Here is a 21003-nt window from a genome sequence, read left to right on the forward strand (position 1 = left end):
GCCCACGGCCAGAGGGCCATCCCGCTCCGCAGGGGGCAGGATGGCCCTATGGATCTGGTGGAGTTCCTCCGCGCACGGCTGGACAGGGACGAGCAGACGGCCCGCGCCTGCTCCGGCGCCCCCTGGAAGGCGGCACCCTCCGGCACGGTCAGCACCGGCGATCCCGGCACGGACGATCCCGCCTTCGTCGCGACGGCGGAGAACGGCGCGTACGCCGAGCACATCGCCCGCCACGACCCGGCCCGCGCGCTCGCCGAAGTGTCCGCCAAGCGCCAGATCGTCGACGACTACGAGAAGCAGTCCTGGATCCTCGGCCAGGGCCACCGCACCCCCGAGCTCGACGCGGCGCAGGCCGTCCGCGAGACGGTCCTGCGCCTCCTCGCCCTGCCCTACGCCCACCACCCCGCCTACCGGGAGGAATGGCGGCCCTAGGCGTCGGTGATCAGCGCGGGGTGGCCCGGGTCGTCCACCTTCAGGACGACGTCGGCGGTCCGCACCGGCTCGACCTCGGAGTCGTAGCGCGCGTAGGCGGGAAGAGTCCATGCCTCGTCGCGCGCCGTGCGGCGCGCCAGCGCCCCGCGCGACAGGGACAGGTGGACGGTGAGCTCGAACGGCAGCCCCCGTCCGAGCAGCAGCGAGCCGTCCAGCAGCAGGACCCCGCCGGGCCGGACGCTCACGTAGTCGGCCCTCGTCGCCCTGTCGAGCGCCGCGTCCCACAGGCTGGGCAGGACCCTCCCCGTGCCCGACGGCTCCAGCGGCCCCAGCGCCTCCCGGACGAGCCCACTCACGTCGAGCCACTCGTCGTAGAAGAGGTCGGGGTCGTCCCGCCCGTGCTCGTAGCGCAGGGACGCCGGCCGCAGGAAGTCGCGCGCGGACGCCCTCACGACGTCCCGTCCCAGAGCGCGCAGGGGAGAGACGAGGGCGTCGGCCAGGTCCGAAGGCGCCGCGGGCGGCGCCCCGTCGATCGCCACCCGCGACCAGGAGCCGGTCCCGGACGCCGTGATCCGGTCGGCCAGCTCCTCGACCACCAGAGACGGCGAGATCGGTCGTGCGCGCATCACCTCATCCTGCCCGCAACCCCGGGCGCGCCTGACACACCGGCCCCTCGGAATGTAACCTCGGTACCGGGCCGAGAGGCGCTGCAACGGGCGAGAGCCCGCCACGCTCGGCCCGAGACACCTGATTCCGCAAGGGCGCCTCCCAGATGCCATGGGAGGTGCTCGAAAAAAATGACCCAGACTCCATTGCGCGAACTTCTTGAGCAGCGGATCGCAGTGCTGGACGGCGCGTGGGGCACGATGCTCCAGGGCGCGGGCCTGGCCCCCGCCGACTACCGCGGCGACCTCGTGGGCGACGACCACCCCAAGGACGTCACCGGCGACCCCGACCTGCTGAACCTCACCCGCCCCGACGTGATCCTGGACGTCCACCGGCAGTACCTGCGGGCCGGCGCCGACATCACGACGACCAACACCTTCACCGCGACCAGCATCGGGCAGGCCGACTACGGCCTTGAGGGCCTGGTCCGGGAGATGAACGTGCAGGGCGCCCGGCTGGCCCGGCAGGCCGCCGACGAGTTCGGCGGCCGCTACGTCGCCGGCTCCATCGGCCCGCTGAACGTCACGCTCTCGCTGTCCCCGCGGGTCGACGACCCGGCCTACCGCGCCGTCACGTTCGACCAGGTCAAGGACGCCTACGCCGAGCAGATCGGCGCGCTCGCCGAGGGCGGCGTCGACCTGCTGCTGATCGAGACGATCTTCGACACGCTGAACGCGAAGGCCGCGATCGCCGCCGCCCGCGAGGTCGCCCCGCACCTGCCGCTGTGGATCTCGGTGACCATCGTCGACCTGTCCGGCCGGACGCTCTCCGGGCAGACCGTCGAGGCGTTCTGGCGGTCGATCGAGCACGCCGAGCCGCTGGTCGTGGGCGTGAACTGCTCGCTCGGCGCCGACGAGATGCGCCCCCACGTGGAGGAGCTCGCGCGCCTGGCCGGCACCTACACCGCCTGCCACCCGAACGCGGGCCTGCCGAACGCCTTCGGCGGCTACGACGAGACCCCGGAGGAGACGGCCCGCAAGGTCGGCGAGTTCGCCGCGTCCGGCATGGTCAACGTCGTCGGCGGCTGCTGCGGGACGGGCCCCGAGCACATCGCCAGGATCGCCGAGGCGGTGCGGGGCGTCGGCTCCCGCGAGGTCGTCCGGCCCGGCGCGGCGAGCCGGTTCAGCGGCCTGGAGCCGTTCGCGATCGGCGCCGACACCGGCTTCGTGATGATCGGCGAGCGCACCAACGTCACCGGCTCCAAGAAGTTCCGCAAGCTCATCGAGGCGGGCGACCACCAGGCCGCCGTGGACGTGGCGCTCGACCAGGTGCGCGGCGGCGCGAACCTGCTCGACGTCAACATGGACGCCGACCTGCTCGACAGCGAGCGGGAGATGACGACGTTCCTCAACCTCATCGCCACCGAGCCCGAGGTCGCCCGCATCCCGATCATGGTCGACAGCTCGCGGTGGAGCGTGCTGGAGGCGGGGCTGAAGACCGTCCAGGGCAAGGGCGTCGTCAACTCCATCAGCCTCAAGGAGGGCGAGGGCCCGTTCCTGGAGCAGGCCCGCCGCATCCGCGACTTCGGCGCCGGCGTCGTCGTCATGGCCTTCGACGAGACGGGCCAGGCCGACACCACCGAGCGCAAGGTGGCGATCTGCGCCCGCGCCTACGACCTGCTCACCCGGGAGGTCGGGTTCCCGGCCGAGGACATCATCTTCGACCCGAACGTCCTCGCCGTCGCGACCGGCATCTCCGAGCACAACGGCTACGCCAAGGCGTTCATCGACGCGCTGCCCCTCATCAAGGAGCGCTGCCCGGGCGCCCGCACCAGCGGCGGCATCTCCAACCTGTCGTTCTCGTTCCGGGGCAACGACGTCGTCCGCGAGGCGATGCACTCGGCGTTCCTGTTCCACGCCGTCCGGGCCGGCCTCGACATGGGCATCGTCAACGCCGGGCAGCTCGCCGTCTACGAGGACATCCCCGCCGACCTGCTCGAACTGGTCGAGGACGTGCTGTTCGACCGCCGTCCCGACGCCACCGACCGGCTCGTGTCGTTCGCCGAGAACGTCAAGGGCGAGCGGACCAGGCGCGAGGTCGACCTGTCCTGGCGCGACGCCCCGGTCGCCGCCCGCCTCTCCCACGCCCTCGTGCACGGCATCATCGACTTCATCGAGGAGGACACCGAGGAGGCCCGCCAGGAGGCCGAACGCCCCCTCGACGTCATCGAGGGCCCGCTGATGGACGGCATGAAGGTCGTCGGCGACCTGTTCGGCTCCGGCAAGATGTTCCTCCCCCAGGTCGTCAAGAGCGCCCGCGTGATGAAGCGGTCGGTCGCCTACCTGGAGCCCTTCATGGAGAAGGAGAAGCAGGAGGCGCTCGCCGCCGGCCGCGTCCAGAGCGACCGCGGCCAGGGCAAGATCGTCCTCGCGACGGTCAAGGGCGACGTGCACGACATCGGCAAGAACATCGTCGGCGTCGTCCTCGGCTGCAACAACTACGACGTCATCGACCTCGGCGTCATGGTCCCCGCCGCCAAGATCCTGGAGACCGCCGTCCAGGAGGGCGCCGACGCCATCGGGCTGTCCGGGCTGATCACCCCGTCCCTGGACGAGATGGTCTCCGTGGCCGCCGAGATGGAGCGCCGCGGCATGCGGCTGCCGCTGCTGATCGGCGGCGCCACCACGTCCCGTCAGCACACCGCCGTGAAGATCGCGCCCGCCTACGACGCGACGACCGTGCACGTCCTGGACGCCTCCCGCGTCGTCGGCGTCGTCTCCGACCTGCTCGACGACAAGCGCGCCGCGGCGCTGGACGCCGCCAACCGCGAGGAGCAGGCCCGGCTGCGCGAGCAGCACGAGAACAAGCAGCGCCGCCCCCTGCTCACCATCGAGCAGGCCCGGGAGAACCGGGAGCGGGTCGACTTCGGCGACCTGCCGGCGCCTGACTTCACCGGCGTGCGGATCGTCCGCCCGGAGATCTCCGCGATCCGCGAGATGATCGACTGGCAGTTCTTCTTCCTGGCCTGGGAGCTGAAGGGCAAGTACCCGGCGATCCTCGACCAGCCCGTCGCGCGCGAGCTGTTCGACGAGGGCAACGAGCTGCTCGACCAGATCATCGCCGACGGCGCGTTCGAGGCCCACGGCGCCTACGGCTTCTGGCCCGCGCACTCCGACGGTGACGACATCATCCTGCCCGGCGCCGCGCGCTTCCCGATGCTGCGCCAGCAGACGTCCAAGCCCGCGGGGCGCCCCAACCGCTGCCTCGCCGACTACATCGCCCCGTCCGGCGACCACCTCGGCGGCTTCGCCGTGACGATCCTCGGCGCCGAGGACCTCGCCGCCAAGTACGAGCACGACAACGACGACTACAAGTCGATCATGGTGAAGGCCCTCGCGGACCGCCTCGCCGAGGCGTTCGCCGAGTACGTCCACCTGGAGGCCCGCCGCGCCTGGTTCGAGCCGGACGCCGACCCCGCCCTGGAGGACCTCCACGCCGAGCGGTTCCGCGGCATCCGCCCCGCCCTCGGCTACCCGGCGAGCCCCGACCACAGCCTCAAGCAGACCCTGTTCGACCTGCTGGACGCGGGCCGCCTCGGCATGAAGCTCACCGAGTCGTACGCGATGGCCCCGGCCGCCAGCGTCAGCGGCCTGATCTTCGCCCACCCGGCGTCGCGCTACTTCACGGTCGGGCGCGTCGGCAGGGACCAGATCGAGGACTACGCCCGCCGCTGCGAGCTCCCGGTCGCGGAGGTCGAGCGCTGGCTCGCCCCCAACCTCGCCTACGACCCGTCCTGACGGTTCGGACCGGCCATTGCCCGGTGACGTCCACGGGACCGCGGATGTCACCGGGCAGTGGGATCATGCTCGCGTGGAGATACAGGCACTGATCGACCAGTTGGCCGGGCCCGACGGCAAGGCGGCGGCCGACGCCCTCGCGGCCGCCGGCGAGCCCGCCGTCCGACCCGTCCTGGCCGTCCTGTGCGACGAGGACTCCCCGGTCGACTGGGCCACCAGCGCCACCGTCCTGCGGCGCATCGGTCTTCCCGCACTCGCCCCCCTGGTCGAGGCCATGGCGGCCGCGCCCACCGACGAGGTCTCCCGCCGCTGCGGCTGGGCCCACTGCGGCCTGAAGATCGAAGATCTGGCGGCCTTCCTTCCCGGCCTGAGCCACCCGAGCCCCAAGGTCCGCGCGAACACCGCCTACGTCCTGCAACTCAAGGGAGAGGCGGCCCTCCCGCACGCCCCCTCCCTCCTCGCCCTCCTGGACGACCCCGACCCCGACGTCCGGCAACGCGTCGCCTGGGCCCTTGGGGAGATCGGCCCGGGCGTCGTCCCGCACCTGCGCCGGATCCGCCGCTCCCGGGGTGCCGTCCGCCGCCGCGCCCTGGAGGTCCTCGCCGCGGTCGGCGGCCCGTCCGCGCTCGACGAACTCGACCGGGCCCTCGTCCGGCGGCTGATCCGTTCCAAGCTCGCCACCGAGACGCCCGAACCCATGCACCTGTGCGGCACCTGGTACGCCGTCCCCACCGGCGACCGGGACGCCGTCCTCGACGCCTTCGGCCTCTCCGATCCCGAGCCGGTCACGATGCGGCTCGGCGCGTCCGCCTGGAACCACGACCACCACGCCTGGAGCGGTGACCACCGCTCCTGCCGCCGCGTCTACGTCACCCCGCGCCTGGACGGCTGGACCCTCGTCTTCGGCGACCCCTTCCCCGACCACGAGGACGACATCGACGCCGCCGCGGTCCAGGACCGCTGCCGCGACCTGAGCCGCCGGTTCGGGGCGGCCCACTGGTACGGCGCGAGCTGCGGCGACGAGTGGACGGCCTGGTGCGTCGCCGAGGACGGCGGCCTCGTCCGCTACTACGACGTCTTCGAGCCGGACGACCAGATCGGCTCCCACCCCGCCGAGGACGGCTACGTCCTCCCGCACGACGACGCCTTCCCCGACGACGCCTTCGACGGCGTCGAGCTCAACGACAGCGCCGCCTTCCAGGCCCGCTACTTCCAGGTCAAGAAGGACCTCGGCATCCCCGACGAGTGCCACGCCACCAGCTTCGCGGCCCGCGCCTCGGTCGACCCGTCCGCGCTGGGCCCGCAGACGTCCGTCCAGGGGCACGGCGTCCTGGCCTTGACCTCCTGCGGCCTCCGCCACGGTCACCCCCCGGGCGCCCTGGAGATCTGACCCGGCGGGCGTCGGTAGGATCACCTGCCGATGGGAATCGAGATGGTCGCGGTCCCTCCGGGGACGGTGACGCTGTCGGACCGGCGGACGCGGAGCAGCTGGCCGGTCGACCTCGCGCCGTACCGGCTGGCGGCGTTCCCGGTCACCCAGGCGCAGTACGCGCGGGTCGTCGGTCAACGGCCGAGCACCGCACGGGGCGACCGGCTGCCCGTCGAATGCGTCTCGTGGTCGGACGCGGTGAGGTTCTGCAACGCCCTGTCCCGGCGTGAGGGGTTGGCGCCCGCGTACCGGCTCGACGCCGACGGCGAGGGCGCCGAGTGGGACGCCTCCGCCGACGGGTACCGGCTGCCGACCGAGGCCGAATGGGAGCACGCCTGCCGCGCCGGCACGAGCGGCCCGCGGTACGGCCCGCTCGACGAGATCGCCTGGTACCGCGGCAACGCCGGGGAGCACGTCCACGACGTGGGCGGCAAGCGGCCCAACGCGTGGGGCCTGTACGACATGCTGGGCAATGTCTGGGAGTGGTGCTGGGACCTCTACGACGCCGAGGTCTACGGGGCCTACCGGGTGCTCCGAGGCGGCGGTTGGTCCGACGAGCACTGGAGCTGCCGGGCGTCGGTGCGGCGCCGCAGCCACCCGACGTTCCGGATCGACGACGTGGGCCTGCGCGTGGCGCGGTCCGCCGTCCGCTGACGGCGGGCGAGGGGCCGGAGGAAAGGGCCGCCCGCGCGCGTGCATACGGCGGGTAGATCATTCGTTTTTGCAGGCCAGTGGGCGCTTTTGTCGTTTTAGTCCCGATTCCTCAGGCTATGCCGTCAGGGTCAGGGGAAAACGGCAAGGAAGCGAAGGCTGATCATGACCGAAGCGGGCAACGGGGACGGCAGCAAGGCGCAGGAACTCCCCGTCGAGCAGCTCAAGGACGCCGGCCGCGCCCTGGCCCAGGCCCTCATGGTGCGGGCGCTGGAGAAGGCGAGCGGCCAGATCGAGGGCCTGACCGAGCGGCTGGACGCCGGGAACGGCGGGGGAGTCGCCGGGAAGGCGGCGGTCAAGGGCGCGCAGAAGCTCGCTGAGGGCGAGTCGCCGCTCAAGGCCGCCCTCGGCGCGGGCGCCACCGGGGCGAAGGAGATGGTGAAGGGCAAGGTGAAGGACGCCTTCGGCGGCGGAGGAGGCAAGGACGGCAAGGGCGGCGGCCAGGGCAAGATGAAGGTCACCAACATCATCGAGGAGTTCGACGTGGGGCTGCCCCGCCGCGTCGCCTACGACCAGTGGACGCAGTTCGCCGACTACCCGAGCTTCACCAAGAAGGTCGAGAGCGTCGAGCAGGAGTCCGACGAGAAGATCAACTGGCGGGCGCAGGTCTTCCTGTCCCACCGCACCTGGGAATCGACGATCATCGAGCAGGTCCCCGACGAGCGGATCGTCTGGAAGTCCAAGGGCCCCAAGGGCTACGTCGACGGCGCGGTGACGTTCCACGAGCTGGCGCCGTCCATGACGCGGGTCCTGCTGGTGGCCGAGTACCACCCGGACGGGTTCTTCGAGAAGACCGCGAACATGTGGCGCGCCCAGGGCCGCCGCCTCCGCCTGGACTTCAAGCACATCAAGCGCCACATGATGACCAAGACGCTGCTGGAGCAGGAAGAGGTCGAGGGCTGGCGCGGCGAGATCCGCGACGGCGAGGTGGTCAAGACCCACGAGGACGCCCTCAAGGAGGAGCAGGAGGCCAAGGACCGCGAAGAGGGAGAGGAGGAGCCGACGGCGAAGCAGGACGAGGAGAAGGAGAAGCAGGAAGGCGAGAAGGAGCCGGAGGCGAAGCAGGAGGACGAGAAGGAAGAGCCCGAGGCAAAGCAAGAGGACGAGAAGGAAGAGGCCGGGGCAAAGCAAGAGGAGAAAGAGCCAGAAAGCGCCCGTGCCTAACGTCTTCGCTGGTGGAAGGCGGCGCTGAGGGGGGCATGACGTCCCCGGGACCAGGAGCGAGCATCGGGGGGAACGATGAGCGACGGCGCGTCCGGCAAGGCTGACCGCGAGCGGAACGAGTCCCGCGATGACTCGGAGGGCCTGACCGGAAGGACCATCCAGCCGGACAGGCGGGCGCAGCCCGCGGAGGGCCCTGACGTCCATCTCGACGTCCCGCAGCTCAAGGTGGAGGAGATCTCGCTGGAGGTCGAGAACCTGGAGGCGCACGTCTCGCTCGTCGCCGAGGTCCTCGACCTGCTCAAGCTGAACGTCGGCGCGGACGTGTTCCTCGGCAGGGTCAAACTGGAGATCAAGGGCGTCGAGGCGGAGGCCGAGCTCCAGGTCCGGCTGGACAACGTCGCCATCATCGTCGACCGCGTCCTGACCACCCTCGACCGCAACCCGGAGATCCTCCAGCACATCGGACGCGGCCTCGAGTCGGCCGTGAGCGACATCGGCGGCGGCACCGGCAGCGCCGTGGGCGAGGTCGGCAAGGGCGCCAGGGGCGCCGTGGAGGACGTCGGCCGCGGAGCCGGCGGCGCCGTCGAGAGCGTCGGCGAGGGCGCGGGCGGCGCGGTGAAGGACGTCGGCGAAGGTGCGGGCGGCGCGGTCAAGGAAGTCGGCAAGGGCGCGGGCGAAGGCGTCAGCGAGGTCGGCCGAGGCGCGGGCGAGGGCGTCAGCCAGGTCGGCAAGGGCACCGGACGAGCGGCCGAGCACGTGGGCGCAGGCGCAGGCGAAGGCGTAGGTGAGGCGGGCAAGGGCGCGGGCCGCGCCGCCGAACAAGTGGGCCAAGGCGCGGGCGAGGGCGTAGGCGAAGCAGGCAGGGGCGCAGGCCGGGCCGCCGGACAGGTAGGCGAGGGCGTCGGCGAGGCGGGCAAGGGCGCGGGCCGTGCCGCCGAAGGTGCGGGCGAAGGCGTCCGGGACGCCGGCAAGGGCGCCGGACAAGCCGCCGAAGCCACGGGCAAGGGCGTCGAGGCCACAGCGAGCCAAACGGCCGAAACCGCAAAAGGCGCCACCGACACGGCGACGTCCGACGACTCCGCCGGAGAAGGCAAGGAGCAGGCAGAGCCCGAAGCCTCGTCAGAGCAGGACACAGCAGGCACGGAGCCAAAGAACCCTCCCGGCCAAGACAAGGAGGCAGCGGACACCGAGAACTCCTCCAACCAGAACGAGGAACGAGCGGAGTCAGAGGACGCCTCCACCGGGGACGAGGAGGGAGCGGAATCAGGGAACTCCTCCGACCGAGACGAGGAGGGAGCGGAGTCAGAGGACTCCTCCGCGCGCGACGAGAAGAAGGCGGAGTCAGAGAACAGCTCCGACCGGGACCAGGAGAAGGCGGAGTCGGAGGATTCCCCTACCCCGAACAAGGAGGGAGCGAAGTCGGACGCCTCCTCCAGCGACGAGGACGAGCCAGAGGGCGAGAAGAACACGGACAGCGGAGCGGGCACGTCCGACGGAGAGCAGGAGATCACGGCGCTCCAAGGCGCCCTGCGCGAGACCGAGGATTCCGTTCGCGAACTCGGCAAGGCCCTCCTGCGGATGCTCTCCCAGCAAGGCACGCGCTCATGAGCCCCGGCGACCTCCCCGACGCTGAGCTCCAGCGCACGGCGGACATCCTCTTCACCGCCAAAGTGAAGGCCGACGAACTCCGCTTCGAGGTGGTCCCCGACGTCTCGGTGACGTTCACCGAGGGCTCGTCCGACGAGTCCACCTCCGGAAGCGCCCGCACCAACCTCCCAGACCAGGTCAAAAAGGAAACCACCTACCGCGACATCCAGATCGACTACGCCATAGCCGCCAGACTCCCCGACCTCGACTAGCTTCCGACTCGCTCTGCGCGGCCTGACGCTCCAGAATCGGACAGAGGCCCTTTTGTTCCTTTATGGCAGTCAAAGAGGGGCAACTCACTCATAATATCTTCGATATCTGTTTGAATATGGGTGGATAATAGATATCGATATTGGACATTCCTGCCGAGTTCCTGATCTTCTTCTCGGCATGACACGACACCTCCGATGGCGACTGGTGGTCGCGACTCTGACCGCGCCCGTGCTGCTGGGCGGCCTTGCCCATGCGGCCGAGACGGGCGCCCCGGACGGGCCGAAGACTGCCGGCGTCGCCGCCTTGGCGGGGAGCCGCGCCTCCCTCGACCTGGTCAAGACGCTGGGGGAGCTTGAGACGTCCTACGAAGGCCGTATCGGCGCGGTAGGGATCGACTTGGAGACCGGAAGAACAGTCGGCTACCGTGCCGGCGAGCGCTTCCCGTTCAACTCCATGTTCAAGGTGTTCGCGTGCGCGGCGGTGCTGCGCAAGGCGCGCACCACCGAACCGGGGCTGATGGACAAGGTGGTCCACTGGAAGCCGGCGGACATGGCCGAACTGACCACGAATTCCCCGGAGACCACCGAATACACCGACACCGGCATGACGCCGGCTCAGCTCTGCCGCGCCGGAATCACCAAGTCGGACGGTTTCGCGGGCAACACGCTCCTGAAGCAGATCGGCGGCCCGCGCGGGCTGACCAGGTTCTTCCGCTCCACAGGCGATGGGACGAGCCGCCTGGACCGTCCGGAACCCCACCTGACCGAGTGGAAGCCCGGCGAGGTGCGCGACACCACCACCCCCGCGGCGGCCGCCCGCACCTTCACCAAGCTCACCACCGGCACGACCCTCCACCCCCGCGACCGGGCGCGGCTGGTCGGCTGGCTGAAGGCCAGCCTCACCGGCACCAACCGGATCCGGGCGGGGCTTCCCAAGGACTGGACAGTCGGCGACAAGACGGGCACCGGCGGCGCGCAGAACTACGGGACCGCCGACGACATCGCGATCGCGTGGCCTCCGGGCTCGGACGCGCCGCTCGTCCTGTCCGTCTTCACCAACCGCGACCGCCCGATGGCGCACGACGACAAGGTGATCGCCTCCACCGCGACCGCGCTCGCCAAGGCACTCGACAGGCTGTGATCCGGCACCGGGATGTGACGAGGTGGGCATGATCAGAGGGACCGGGGCGCCGAGCGCCGGCGTCGCGGACGCGGGTTCGCGCGCGCCGTCCGGCTGGGCGCCCCTGGTGGTCCTGTTCCTCGTGGGGCTCGTGGACCGGATCGAGCACAACCTCCTCGCCGGCGTGCTCCCGGCCGTCCAGCGGGAATGGGGGTTCGGCGACACCGCCGCAGGCACGATCCCCACGGCGGCCGCGCTGGCCGCGGCGGTGGTGTGCCTGCCCGCCGGCTATCTGGCGGACCGGTTCAGCCGCACCCGGATCATCGCGGTGGTCGTCTTCGCCTGGGCGATCGCCACGCTGGGCTCCGGGCTGGCGACCGGGTTCGGCATGTTCTACGTGACGCGAGTGCTTCTCGCGGCGGCCGAGAACATCGACAACCCCGCCTCGGGGAGCCTCCTCGCCGACTACTATCCGCCGGTCAGCAGGGCCAGGGCGTACGGGCTCACGCGCGTCACCGCCCATCTCGGGGGGCTCGGCACGCTGCTGGGCGGGGTCCTGGCGGAGGCGTTCTCCTGGCGGACGGCGTTCCTCGTCATGACCGTGCCGGGCGTTCTCACGGCCCTGGCGGTCTTGCTGCTGCGCGAGCCGCGCCGCGGGGAACTGGACCGCCTGGTCGCCGAGGACCGCACGGCCCGGGCCCCGGCCCCGGCCACGCCCGCACCGCTGATGGACGACCCGCCGTTCTGGCGACGCCTCCGGCAGGTCCTCACCATCCCCACCCTGGGGTTCGTCTGTGCCGGGCTCTCCTTCCTCACCCTCGGCCTGGCCGGGATCTTCTACTGGCTGCCGACGCTCATGGTGCGCACCCTCGGCGTCGGCACGGGTACCGCGGGAGCGCTCAGCGGCCTGATCCCGGTCGCGGGCACGCTGACCGGCACTCTGATCGGCTCCTGGCTCGGCAGGAGATGGCACCGCACCCGCAAGGGTGGCCGGCTTCTGGCGGGCGGCGCCGGCATCACGGCGGGTTCACTGGTTCTGGCCGTCGCGCTGCCGATGGACTCGCTCGTGGCGCTCGTCGCTCTGTTCTTGCTCTCCTGCTCGCTCATGGGCATTGCGATCCCGAACCTGACGGCATGCGTGGCGGACGTGGTCCCGGCCGCCTCCCGCGGCCTCGGATTCGCTGTCCTGCAACTGCTCATCACGGGCGGTGGCGCTTTCGGCTCCCTGGTGGTCGGCGTCGCCTCGGACCGGTTCGGGTCGCTGCTCTCCGGGATGTACGTCCTGCTGGTCCCGACGGTCGCCGGCGGGCTCCTCACGCTGCGGGCGAGGACGTCGTTCGAACGCGACGCCCGCGAGGTCCTGGACCAGGCCGCCGCGGGCGGCCCTGCGGCACGTCCCAGGAGATCGTCCCGGTGACGGCCGGGACGATTACTCGACCAGATGTTCGAGAATCGGGGATGCGGTGCCGCCCCGGGGTCTAGGGTCGCGGCGTGGCGAACGTCGAAGGTACTGAGCCCTGCGGTGGGTTCTGGGCTGATACCGCCCGGATCCTGGACGGTTATCTGGCCGAGGTGCCGACGCATGCGCTGGTGATGAAGGTCGCCGAGGAGGTCGGCGAGGTCGTCGAGGCCTATCTCGGGATGACCGGCGGCAATCCTCGCAAGGGCGTCCACAAGACCGTTGCGGACGTCCTGGACGAGTTGGCCGACGTGATCCTGTCCGCCGCCGTGCCCATGGTCGACCTGGCCGGTGGCCCTGAACAGGCCGGACGGCACCTGGCCAGGCGGCTCGGTGTCGTGTCCGCCCGCGAAGTCGCCGGGGGAGCTGCGAACGGCTGGCATGGCTCGTTCATCGCGCCGCACGTCTTGCTGCGGCGCGAGGACGGAGCGGTGCTGATGCTGCGCCGCTTCAACACCGGCTACCGCGACGGCTGGCTGTGCCCGCCCGCCGGGCGCATCGAGCCCGGCGAAGACGTCCTGGCGGCGGCGATCCGCGAGGCCCGGGAAGAGACCGGCGTGACGCTGCGTCGCGACGATGCCGAGTTCTGCCACGTCATGCACCGCACCGCCGCGTCATTGCCCGGCCCCTGCCACGCGGTCAGCGACTACTGGTTCACCTTTCAGCATTGGGCGGGCGAACCGCACGCGGCCGAACCCGACAAGGCTTCGGAAGCGCTGTGGATCGATCCGGCGGCTCCACCGCCCGACCTGATCCCTCACTGCGCGCAGGCCCTCGCAGCCATCGGCCGCGGGGAAACGTTCAGCGTCCACGGGTGGAAGGAATCCCGCTGAGTCAGCGCAGCAGTGTGTTGCGCAATGTGATGCCGTGCAGAAGGCGCAGCCTGCGCAACTCGTAGTGGGCGAGGGCGGACACCGTCACCGGCGCTCCCAGTATCAGCACGAAGGCCAAGAGGGGCGGAACTCCCTTGAAGGAGTCATCGAACACGTTGACCACGGCCATCACCCAGGCCGCCGACACGCTCACCAGGGGCGGCACCACCTCGTGGATGTCGGCCGTCCGGAACACGTTGGTCAGGGAGAGGACGATGCCGTAGAGGGTGAAGGGGAGCATCCAGAGGAAGAGGACCACGCCCGCGGGGATCATGACCACCGGCCCGGCCGCGTCACGCACACCCTCCAGATCGGGGACGGCCGCGAGCACGAACGTGAACATGGAGCCGAACATCGCGCCGACCGCGATCAGGGGGTAGCGGAGCCGGCGCGCGAACGCGCCGCGGTTCGGCGGCCGGGCGGCCACCACGAAGCCCCCGACGACCAAGGGCAGGACGCACGTGAGGATCAGGACGTTGATCCAGGCGTCGCCGAACCGCTCGCTCGCCAGTTCCTTGGGGGCGGTGACCCTGTAGACGGCGGCCACGGCGAGCGTCACCACGATGCCCGCCCAGGCGCGGGCGACCTGCAACTTCCGGACGCGCGCGTCGACGATCAGGTCCGGCCGCGAGGGCCGGAACACCTTCTGCGCGACGCGGAACGGGTTCACCTTCCGGATGCCCCGTCCCATCCGCGACGGCGGAGGCGGCGGGGGCGGCTGGAATCCCGGGGGCGGTTGGTATCCCGGGGGCGGATACGGCGGGTGCGGGGGCGGAGGCTGCGGCGGGTAGGGACGCTGCGGGTAAGGCGGGTAAGGCTGATAGTGGGGCGGCGGTGCCCCGTATCCGGGGTGAGGCGGCTGACTCTGCGGCGGAATCGGGGGCGGCCTGTGCCCACCGGGTCCCCATGACGGACCACCGGGACCTGTCACCAAGGGCTCCTCAGGGGTGTCGCTGTGGACGTCCGATACACCGGCCCGGCACGGGCCCGGGTCCATGGTGCATGAGCTGGCCGAATCCGTGTAGGGGAGTCGACCCGAACGTTAGATGCGGCCGGGGCGCCGTCTGTTCAGGCGCCGTCGCGTTCGTCCGTGAGCGCGGCGTGCCGCCGTCATGACCCCTCCCCAGGGCGGCGGCACGCCGCGTACTCGATGTTCGGGGGGAAGGACACGGGCGGATGCGCCACCAGACCCACTTTCCGCAGGCCGGGCCACAAGTGACGCCGCTTGGTGACGAGTGGGGGGACGACGAGAAGCGCGGAAGGACGTGGGGGGCCTGGCATGGCCAGGCCCCCGGGGTGCGGGACCCGGCCGGTGCCGAGCCCCGCGAGTGGATCAGTCGTCTGCCGCGGCCTTGGCCAGGGCCAGAGCCTCGGTCACGGCCGTGTCCTCGGCCCTGGCCTCGGCCATGACGTCGAGGATGCCGACGGCCATGCCCGCGACGATGCCGCAGAAGACGGGCAGGTAGTGCCAGACGAAGAGGTTCCCGCTGGCGATGTCGAGGCCGGCGAGGCTGGAGCCGGCCATGGCGAGGCTCGCGGCGACTCCGACGACGGCGGCGGTGACGGCGGTCCGGAAGGCCCGCCGCTGCCGGCCGGCCGTGACGGGGGCGCAGGCGCCCAGCAGGACGCCGCAACCGCCGCAGATGGTGCCGTAGAAGGCGCCGAAGACGGCACCGGAGACGAGGTAGTCGAGGTCGGTGGAGTCGGCGGCCCCCATCCAGCTCGGGCCCATGGCGATGCCCTCGACGACGGCGCCGAGGACGGCGCCCATGACGATCGAGATCATTCGGATCTTCTTCGTCGTGACCCGCCGGTACAGGTCCGTCGAACCCTGCCGAACCTTCTTCCAGACCCGCTGGCACAGGTCCGGCGCACCCGACAGCGTCTTCCGGAGCAGCTGAAGCTTCTTCATGGTTTTCCCCTCTTTGGGTCAGGGTGCGCGTGCCTCGCACGCGCAACCGGGTTGTTTGTCGAGCGCTCGTGGATTCACCACGGCGCTTGGGTCATACCGTGCCGAGCGTCGCCCTCCTCGCAATCGATCAGGTGCTCTTCGGACGGGTACATCCCTCGGGGGGCGGGCGCCGCACCGGCCGGCCCTGGTGATGAGTTGACGCGTCCGAAGCCGTCACACATATGACGGGACACGACGAGCCGGAAGGATGACGTGATGGGTGCGGACATGCGGTCGGAGGAGCCGGGCGTGAGCGGGCTGGGCGAGGTCGACGAGCCGGCGTTCACGGGGCTGGCGGAGCGGCATCGGCGAGAACTGCACGTGCACTGCTACCGGATGCTCGGGTCGTTCGAAGACGCCGAGGACACCGTGCAGGAGACGTTCCTGCGGGCCTGGCGGCGGCGGGAGACCTTCGAGGGACGGTCGACGTTCCGGGCCTGGCTGTACCGGATCGCCACCAACGCCTGCCTGGACCTGCTCGCCAAGCGCCGCCCGGAGCCCGCGACCGGCGGCGAGGCGCCGTGGCTGCAGCCCTACCCCGACCGGCTGCTCGACGAGCTGCCCGCGGCCGACGCGGACGAGCCGGAGGCCGTCGCCGTCGCGCGGGAGACGATCGAGCTGGCGTACCTGGTCGCGGTGCAGCACCTGGCGCCGCGCCCGCGGGCCGTGCTGATCCTGCGGGACGTTCTCGGCTGGCCGGCGAAGGACGTCGCGGAGCTCCTCGGGAACTCCGTCAACTCCGTGAACAGCATGCTGCAGCGGGCCCGCGCCGGCATGCGGGAGCACCTGCCCGCCGAGCGGCAGCACTGGACCGGCGGCGAGGACGACGCCGGGACGCGCGAGCTGGTGCGCCGCTTCACCGAGGCCAGTGTGGCCACGGACGTCGACGGGCTCGCCGCGCTGCTGCGGGACGACGTCCGCTGCTCGATGCCGCCCACGCCGGGCCTGCACGTCGGCCGCGACGCGGTGGTGAAGGACTGGGTCGATGACGGCTTCGAGCGCCTGACGGGCCTGCGCGCCGTCCAGACCTCCGTGAACCGGCAGCCCGCCGTCGCCTTCTACCTCTGGCGGGAGCGGGAAGGCGCGTACCTGCCGCTGACGATCGACGTCCTGCGCGTCACCGGCGGGGCGGTCACCGAGATCGTCATCTTCCACGACGACCGGTTCCCGAGTCTCGGGCTGCCGGAGCGCCTGCCGGCGGACGGCACGGAGTAGTCCCGGTGCGAACGCTCGCGCTGCGCGGCGGCGGGCGGGTCGCAGTGATCGCGGCGGAGTGGCACGACGCGTTCCTCGTCGTCACCCACGGGCGGGTGCAGCTGGAACTGCGCGACGGCGAGCCAGGACCGGTCCTCGGACACGACGCCGGGTTCTGGCTCCGCGGCACCGGTGTCCGTGCCCTGCGCAACCCCGGCCGGCGCACGGCGAGGGTGCGCGTCGTCACCCCGAAGCCAGCACCGTCACAGGCCGGTCACCACACCCCGTACGCCAGTTATCGAACGCGGAGAAACGACATGAACATGAATGACACCGGGGTCGCCGCAGGCCGGGCCTCGGGCCGAACCGGCCGCATCCGCCGACTCGCCGTCACCGGCCTCGTCGCCACGCTCGCGGCGATGGCGGCCACCACCCTCGCCGCCGCGCTTGCCCAGGCCGCCGGCGTCGACTTCGAGATCCCCGATGGCGGCGAATCGATTCCGTTGCCAGGATTCGCCGTGGTGACCGGCTTCTTCTCGATCGTGGGCACCGTCATCGCCGTCGCTCTTCTTCGCTGGAGCGCGCGCCCCGCCGAGCGATTCGTGTGGACGGCATTGTCGCTGACCGCGATCTCGCTGGTCCCGCCCTTCCTCGCCGGGGCCGGCACCGCCACGACCACGACCCTCCTCGGGCTGCACCTCGTCCCCGCGACGGTGATGATCCCCACCCTGGCGAGGAGCCTCCGCACCCGAACCGACTGACGTTCCGGCAACGGAACAACGTGCGGCTTCACGACCCTTTTCTGCAGTCGAGGGAAGAAGCGAACGGGGGGCCTGGCGATGCCAGGCCCCCCGTGAGCTCGGCCGGGCGGGGTGCCAGGCCGTGAGTGGGTCAGTCGTCGACGTCGCCGTCGTCGGCGTCGTCGGCGTCGTCGGTGTCGGTGTCGTCGGCGTCGACGGCGGCGACGGCGGCGACGAGGATCCCCGCAGCGTAACTGCCGAGGCCGCAGAAGACGGCGCCGACGGTGACGTCACCGAAGGGATCGGGGACGCCGGCGACGGACAGGCCGAAGGCGGCCATGGCGACGCATGCGACGCAGGCGGCGACCCCGATGAAGAGGACGCCACCGGCGATGTAGATGGTGAGCTTCCGCTCGCCGTCCCAGTCGTAGCGGCTGAAGGCTCTGAAGCAGGCGCCGACGAGGCCGCAGATGGCGCCGATGACGATGCCGGTGATGACCTTGGCGCCGAGGTAGCCGAAGTCTCCGAACTCCATGGGGTCGAGCCCGTCGTGCCACAGGTCCGCGAGGACGACGGCGTAGTCCAGGCCCTGGATGACGGCTCCGGTGATGGCGCCGTAACCGGCACCCACAGCGAGCGAGCTCCGACGCGTGTTCATGGTGTTACCCCCTGTTTGGGTCAGGGTGCGCGTGCCTCGCACGCGCACCGGGTTGTTTGTTGGGGCCCTCGTGCTTCACCACGGCCCTTGGGCTTCTACCGTGCCGAGCAAAATCCTCCCGGCAACGCCCGGCGCGATCTGTACCGCGTCTCGCGATCGGTCGGTGACCGGGGCGAGCCGGTGCATGGCTTCACGGGGGCGGCGCGCCGCGTACTCGGCATCGCCTGGACAGGTCACGGGTGGATGCGCGACCAGATCCACTTGCCGCCGGCCGGGTCTCCCGTGACGCCGCACTGGCTCGACAGCGCCTGGACGATGTGAAGGCCCCAGCCGCCGTTGTCGTCGAACGCCTCCTCGGAGAGGTCGAGGTCTTCGAGGGTGAGTTCCTTCATCGGCTTGGCCTGGGGGAGGGCGAAGTCGGCGTCCCAGACGGCGATGACGATGCCGTGCGCGTCCCGGCTGAGCTGGAGGCGGATCTCCTTGTGCGGCGTCTGCCGGGCCGCGTTCGTGACGAGCTCCGAGACCACGAGAAGCGCATTGTCGAGAATGTGAGAATAGCTCCAATTGCGGATTCTCGCGTCCACGAGCGTACGTGCCAGCCCCACTGCGGACGGTGTGCCCATAAGGGGCATAAGTAGATCTCTGGCGGCCGCCGTCATCATCGCCCCGGTCTCGCTTGGGATTTCGGATTCATGTGGCAAGGGTCGCTGGCTCAATCTACGGTTTCCTTGTTATCGGGAGAACTGAAAACAGGAGGAACGATGCCGATCGTCCGCGACCCTCTCGACCCCAAGATCTCCATGTGGCACTTCCTGGCCTTCTGCATGCGCTTCTTCAGAGAAAAGATGGGGCTGTCGCTGACCCAGTGTGGCGAGATCATCGGCGTCGCTCGCTCGACTGTTTCCAATCTGGAAGCGGGACGGCGGCGTCCACAGGACGATCAAATGCGTCTGCTTGACAATGCATACGGAACTGGGGTGCTTTTCCAGGTTCTACTTTGGTTTGCCCGAATGGCGCATGATCCGGACTGGGCTCGTCAGATCGACAAGTACGAGGAGGAAGCTGTCTCGATCAAGACCTACCACGGTCAGGTCGTCCCGCTTGCGCTACAGACAGACGACTACACCTGGGCTTACGTCAAGGCGAGCAAGTTCAAGGACCTGGACGCGATCATGGCGATCCGCACCGCGAAGAAGAGGGCGTACTGGCAGAAGGGTGACTCGCTTCTCACGTGGACGGTGATCGATGAGGCTGTCCTGGCCCGCCCGGTTGGTGGGGTGGAGGTCATGACGAGGCAGCTGGAACACCTGTTGAAGTTGGCCGAACTGCCGCACGTGAGCTTGCGAGTCATTCCTTTCTCGTCAGGGGAGCACATGGGCGTCGATGGGTCCATGCAGATCATCGGCCTGGAGGACCGAGACGTCGCTTACTCTGCAGCTCAGAACGGAGGACGGTTGATCGAATCACCTCGCGAGGTTCGTGAGCTGTCCGTTATGTTCGATCGCATCGGCGTGAAGGCTGCTCCAGAGGAAGCCTCCCGACAGATCATCAAGCGGTACTTGGAGAGCTACGCATGATCGTGAGATGGCGCAAGAGTTCCTATACCGGTGGGGCGAACGACAATCAGTGTGTTGAGCTGGGACGACTTGCGCCGGGGGCTGGGATCGGGGTGCGGGACAGCAAGGACCCGGGCGGGGGCCACCTCACGCTCTCCAGCGTCCAGTTCGCCCGTCTGATCGACCAGATCAAGCAGGACTCGGCCCGCTGACCAGCCTCGCGTGACTCGCGTAAGTGGCGGCGACAGGGCAGCCCGTCCGACCCGGATAGGGGAAGAGACGAGAACGGGGAGCCTGGCAGTGCCAGGCTCCCCGTCGAACGAGGCCCGAGAGGTACCGGGCTTCGCAGGGGGGTCAGTCGTCGGCGCGGACGGCGCGGACGGCGCCGACCACGACTCCCGCGGCCATGCCGCTGATGGTGGTGAGAACGATCCCGAGGTTGCTGGACAGTGCGCCCGCTCCAAGGGACCCGGTGATGGGGACGGCGGCGCCGCCGGAAGCGGCAACGACGACGCACACGAGGCAGCCCGCGACCGCCGCGATGACGATGCCGCCGGCGATGCGGATGGCGAGCTTCCGCCCGCGCGGGGTCTCAGGGCCGTCGTAGGTGCTGAGGAAGACGCCGCCGACGGCGCCGATGACGCCGGCGATGGCGCCGAGGCCGGCCTTGAGGGCGAGGTAGCCGAAGTCGCCGGACTCGAAGGGGTCGGCCCCGGTGCGGTGGTGGTCGGCGAGGAAGACGGCGAAGTTCAGCCCCTCGATGACGCCTCCCAGGATCGCTCCGGCGAGGGCACCCACTGCGTTCGAGACCAACTGAGGCTTGATCATGGTGATCCCCTGTTTGGGTCGGGGTGCGCGTGCTTGGCACGTGCACCAGGGTTGTTTGTCGAGCGTTCGTGGCTTGGCCACGGTTCTGGGACCTACCGTACCGAGCACGGCCCCGATCGCCGATCGAGCCGCGGCTCTGGCGGTGCGGACCGATCGCGGATCAGACGAACACCGCGCGGATGTCGCCGCCGAAATAGCCGCTGCCCGCGTACGCCCATGAGATCGCGGGAGCGTTCACGATGGGTCCGCCGATGGTGGTGCAGTGTCCCGGGCCGCAAGCCGTGCCGACGACGTAGTAGCGGCCCGCGTCGCAACCGACGCCGATGCGCTTGCCGTCCTGCGACCGGTACGTCGAGCAGACGATCCGCTTCCCGGCCTGCCCGGTGGCCTGGACGGCCGGGGCGGCGTGGGCGGGAAGAGCGGTCAGCCCCGCGGTGGAGGCCGCCGCGGCCGCGAGTACAGCCGCGGCGAGGCGTGTGTTCGCGACCGCACCGGCGGTCGTCGCGGTGATCTTGCCGAGGATGATGCGGCCCATTCCGATCCTCCCAGGAGTTCTACTCTCAGTCCTTCATTGATTACATAGTGTAATCAGAGCTGGGTAGGGCGGACATCCGGGTAACCACGTAC

General features: G+C 70.4%; 21 protein-coding genes and 1 riboswitch. Of the genes, 14 read left to right on the forward strand and 7 right to left on the reverse strand.

The window, feature by feature from the left end; genetic code table 11:
- Positions 1-48 precede the first annotated feature (48 nt).
- Entirely contained in the window at positions 49-432 is a 384-nt protein-coding gene (locus AB0K37_RS00840) for a DUF6221 family protein (protein WP_363972713.1), read from the forward strand.
- Here AB0K37_RS00840 and AB0K37_RS00845 read toward each other — a convergent pair.
- A complete protein-coding gene (locus AB0K37_RS00845; RefSeq protein WP_363972716.1) occupies positions 429-1058 on the reverse strand; it encodes a uridine kinase in 630 nt (209 codons plus the stop codon). The two genes, AB0K37_RS00840 and AB0K37_RS00845, sit on opposite strands and share 4 nt — an antisense overlap.
- A 67-nt stretch (positions 1059-1125) precedes the next feature.
- A riboswitch (S-adenosyl-L-homocysteine riboswitch) is annotated at positions 1126-1206 on the forward strand.
- 23 nt (positions 1207-1229) lie between these two features.
- On the opposite strand from AB0K37_RS00845, the gene metH reads away from it, so the two are divergent.
- The 9 genes from metH (at position 1230) to AB0K37_RS00890 (ending at position 13410) form a co-directional block, all read left to right on the forward strand.
- Entirely contained in the window at positions 1230-4835 is a 3606-nt protein-coding gene (gene metH, locus AB0K37_RS00850) for a methionine synthase (protein WP_363972719.1), read from the forward strand.
- A 73-nt stretch (positions 4836-4908) separates the two neighbouring features.
- Positions 4909-6225, forward strand: coding sequence for a HEAT repeat domain-containing protein (locus AB0K37_RS00855; protein WP_363972722.1), 1317 nt, complete (start codon positions 4909-4911; stop codon positions 6223-6225).
- A 30-nt stretch (positions 6226-6255) separates the two neighbouring features.
- The gene (locus AB0K37_RS00860; RefSeq protein ID WP_363972725.1) at positions 6256-6918 is read left to right on the forward strand and encodes a formylglycine-generating enzyme family protein; all 663 of its coding nucleotides are present in this window, start codon (positions 6256-6258) and stop codon (positions 6916-6918) included.
- A gap of 162 nt (positions 6919-7080) precedes the next feature.
- The gene (locus tag AB0K37_RS00865) at positions 7081-8139 is read left to right on the forward strand and encodes an SRPBCC family protein (protein ID WP_363972728.1); all 1059 of its coding nucleotides are present in this window, start codon (positions 7081-7083) and stop codon (positions 8137-8139) included.
- Positions 8140-8214: 75 nt separating this feature from the next.
- The gene (locus tag AB0K37_RS00870; RefSeq protein ID WP_363972731.1) at positions 8215-9747 is read left to right on the forward strand and encodes a hypothetical protein; all 1533 of its coding nucleotides are present in this window, start codon (positions 8215-8217) and stop codon (positions 9745-9747) included.
- Positions 9744-9998: a hypothetical protein gene (locus tag AB0K37_RS00875; RefSeq protein WP_363972734.1), complete on the forward strand. Its 255-nt coding sequence runs from the start codon at positions 9744-9746 to the stop codon at positions 9996-9998. The genes AB0K37_RS00870 and AB0K37_RS00875 overlap by 4 nt, the downstream gene beginning before the upstream one ends.
- A 205-nt stretch (positions 9999-10203) precedes the next feature.
- Complete coding sequence (bla, locus tag AB0K37_RS00880) at positions 10204-11139, forward strand: class A beta-lactamase (protein ID WP_363972737.1); 936 nt, start codon at positions 10204-10206, stop codon at positions 11137-11139.
- Between the two features lie 28 nt (positions 11140-11167).
- A complete protein-coding gene (locus tag AB0K37_RS00885; protein WP_363972740.1) occupies positions 11168-12535 on the forward strand; it encodes an MFS transporter in 1368 nt (455 codons plus the stop codon).
- A gap of 74 nt (positions 12536-12609) precedes the next feature.
- Positions 12610-13410: an NUDIX domain-containing protein gene (locus tag AB0K37_RS00890; protein WP_363972743.1), complete on the forward strand. Its 801-nt coding sequence runs from the start codon at positions 12610-12612 to the stop codon at positions 13408-13410.
- A gap of 1 nt (position 13411) precedes the next feature.
- Here AB0K37_RS00890 and AB0K37_RS00895 read toward each other — a convergent pair whose 3' ends face one another.
- Together AB0K37_RS00895 and AB0K37_RS00900 are read right to left on the reverse strand one after the other, a co-directional pair.
- On the reverse strand, positions 13412-14140 hold the full coding sequence (locus tag AB0K37_RS00895) for a hypothetical protein (RefSeq protein ID WP_363972746.1): 729 nt from the start codon (positions 14138-14140) through the stop codon (positions 13412-13414).
- A 642-nt stretch (positions 14141-14782) separates the two neighbouring features.
- Positions 14783-15361: a hypothetical protein gene (locus AB0K37_RS00900; RefSeq protein ID WP_363972749.1), complete on the reverse strand. Its 579-nt coding sequence runs from the start codon at positions 15359-15361 to the stop codon at positions 14783-14785.
- A gap of 255 nt (positions 15362-15616) precedes the next feature.
- On the opposite strand from AB0K37_RS00900, the gene AB0K37_RS00905 reads away from it, so the two are divergent.
- Together AB0K37_RS00905 and AB0K37_RS00910 are read left to right on the forward strand one after the other, a co-directional pair.
- Positions 15617-16615, forward strand: a complete 999-nt coding sequence (locus AB0K37_RS00905; RefSeq protein ID WP_363972752.1) for an RNA polymerase subunit sigma-70 — start codon at positions 15617-15619, stop codon at positions 16613-16615.
- A 5-nt stretch (positions 16616-16620) separates the two neighbouring features.
- Positions 16621-17355 carry a DUF6069 family protein gene (locus tag AB0K37_RS00910; protein ID WP_363972755.1) on the forward strand — a complete coding sequence of 245 codons (735 nt, stop codon included), beginning with the start codon at positions 16621-16623 and terminating at the stop codon, positions 17353-17355.
- A gap of 130 nt (positions 17356-17485) precedes the next feature.
- Here the strand turns inward: AB0K37_RS00910 and AB0K37_RS00915 are convergent, their stop codons facing one another.
- Entirely contained in the window at positions 17486-17992 is a 507-nt protein-coding gene (locus AB0K37_RS00915; RefSeq protein WP_363972758.1) for a hypothetical protein, read from the reverse strand.
- A 233-nt stretch (positions 17993-18225) separates the two neighbouring features.
- Positions 18226-18654: an ATP-binding protein gene (locus AB0K37_RS00920; protein WP_363972954.1), complete on the reverse strand. Its 429-nt coding sequence runs from the start codon at positions 18652-18654 to the stop codon at positions 18226-18228.
- Positions 18655-18753: 99 nt separating this feature from the next.
- Here AB0K37_RS00920 and AB0K37_RS00925 point away from each other — a divergent pair, with 99 nt between their 5' ends.
- Positions 18754-19569: a helix-turn-helix transcriptional regulator gene (locus AB0K37_RS00925; RefSeq protein WP_363972761.1), complete on the forward strand. Its 816-nt coding sequence runs from the start codon at positions 18754-18756 to the stop codon at positions 19567-19569.
- On the forward strand, positions 19566-19760 hold the full coding sequence (locus tag AB0K37_RS00930; protein WP_363972764.1) for a DUF397 domain-containing protein: 195 nt from the start codon (positions 19566-19568) through the stop codon (positions 19758-19760). The genes AB0K37_RS00925 and AB0K37_RS00930 overlap by 4 nt, the downstream gene beginning before the upstream one ends.
- Before the next feature lie 142 nt (positions 19761-19902).
- Here AB0K37_RS00930 and AB0K37_RS00935 read toward each other — a convergent pair whose 3' ends face one another.
- Positions 19903-20376 carry a hypothetical protein gene (locus tag AB0K37_RS00935; protein ID WP_363972767.1) on the reverse strand — a complete coding sequence of 158 codons (474 nt, stop codon included), beginning with the start codon at positions 20374-20376 and terminating at the stop codon, positions 19903-19905.
- A gap of 160 nt (positions 20377-20536) precedes the next feature.
- Positions 20537-20911, reverse strand: coding sequence for a hypothetical protein (locus tag AB0K37_RS00940; RefSeq protein ID WP_363972770.1), 375 nt, complete (start codon positions 20909-20911; stop codon positions 20537-20539).
- Positions 20912-21003: the final 92 nt, after the last annotated feature.

Source organism: Actinomadura sp. NPDC049753 (assembly GCF_040674655.1).
Taxonomy (GTDB): domain Bacteria; phylum Actinomycetota; class Actinomycetes; order Streptosporangiales; family Streptosporangiaceae; genus Spirillospora; species Spirillospora verrucosospora.

What these genes read in the sequence shown, in the direction of transcription:
- AB0K37_RS00840 (WP_363972713.1), top strand. Translation starts at nt 49, where the DNA reads ATGGATCTGGTGGAGTTCCTCCGCGCACGGCTGGACAGGGACGAGCAG.
- AB0K37_RS00845 (WP_363972716.1), bottom strand. Translation starts at nt 1,058, where the DNA reads ATGCGCGCACGACCGATCTCGCCGTCTCTGGTGGTCGAGGAGCTGGCC.
- metH (WP_363972719.1), top strand. Translation starts at nt 1,230, where the DNA reads ATGACCCAGACTCCATTGCGCGAACTTCTTGAGCAGCGGATCGCAGTG.
- AB0K37_RS00860 (WP_363972725.1), top strand. Translation starts at nt 6,256, where the DNA reads ATGGGAATCGAGATGGTCGCGGTCCCTCCGGGGACGGTGACGCTGTCG.
- AB0K37_RS00865 (WP_363972728.1), top strand. Translation starts at nt 7,081, where the DNA reads ATGACCGAAGCGGGCAACGGGGACGGCAGCAAGGCGCAGGAACTCCCC.
- AB0K37_RS00870 (WP_363972731.1), top strand. Translation starts at nt 8,215, where the DNA reads ATGAGCGACGGCGCGTCCGGCAAGGCTGACCGCGAGCGGAACGAGTCC.
- AB0K37_RS00875 (WP_363972734.1), top strand. Translation starts at nt 9,744, where the DNA reads ATGAGCCCCGGCGACCTCCCCGACGCTGAGCTCCAGCGCACGGCGGAC.
- AB0K37_RS00885 (WP_363972740.1), top strand. Translation starts at nt 11,168, where the DNA reads ATGATCAGAGGGACCGGGGCGCCGAGCGCCGGCGTCGCGGACGCGGGT.
- AB0K37_RS00895 (WP_363972746.1), bottom strand. Translation starts at nt 14,140, where the DNA reads ATGGGACGGGGCATCCGGAAGGTGAACCCGTTCCGCGTCGCGCAGAAG.
- AB0K37_RS00900 (WP_363972749.1), bottom strand. Translation starts at nt 15,361, where the DNA reads ATGAAGAAGCTTCAGCTGCTCCGGAAGACGCTGTCGGGTGCGCCGGAC.
- AB0K37_RS00905 (WP_363972752.1), top strand. Translation starts at nt 15,617, where the DNA reads ATGGGTGCGGACATGCGGTCGGAGGAGCCGGGCGTGAGCGGGCTGGGC.
- AB0K37_RS00915 (WP_363972758.1), bottom strand. Translation starts at nt 17,992, where the DNA reads ATGAACACGCGTCGGAGCTCGCTCGCTGTGGGTGCCGGTTACGGCGCC.
- AB0K37_RS00920 (WP_363972954.1), bottom strand. Translation starts at nt 18,654, where the DNA reads ATGATGACGGCGGCCGCCAGAGATCTACTTATGCCCCTTATGGGCACA.
- AB0K37_RS00925 (WP_363972761.1), top strand. Translation starts at nt 18,754, where the DNA reads ATGCCGATCGTCCGCGACCCTCTCGACCCCAAGATCTCCATGTGGCAC.
- AB0K37_RS00930 (WP_363972764.1), top strand. Translation starts at nt 19,566, where the DNA reads ATGATCGTGAGATGGCGCAAGAGTTCCTATACCGGTGGGGCGAACGAC.
- AB0K37_RS00935 (WP_363972767.1), bottom strand. Translation starts at nt 20,376, where the DNA reads ATGATCAAGCCTCAGTTGGTCTCGAACGCAGTGGGTGCCCTCGCCGGA.
- AB0K37_RS00940 (WP_363972770.1), bottom strand. Translation starts at nt 20,911, where the DNA reads ATGGGCCGCATCATCCTCGGCAAGATCACCGCGACGACCGCCGGTGCG.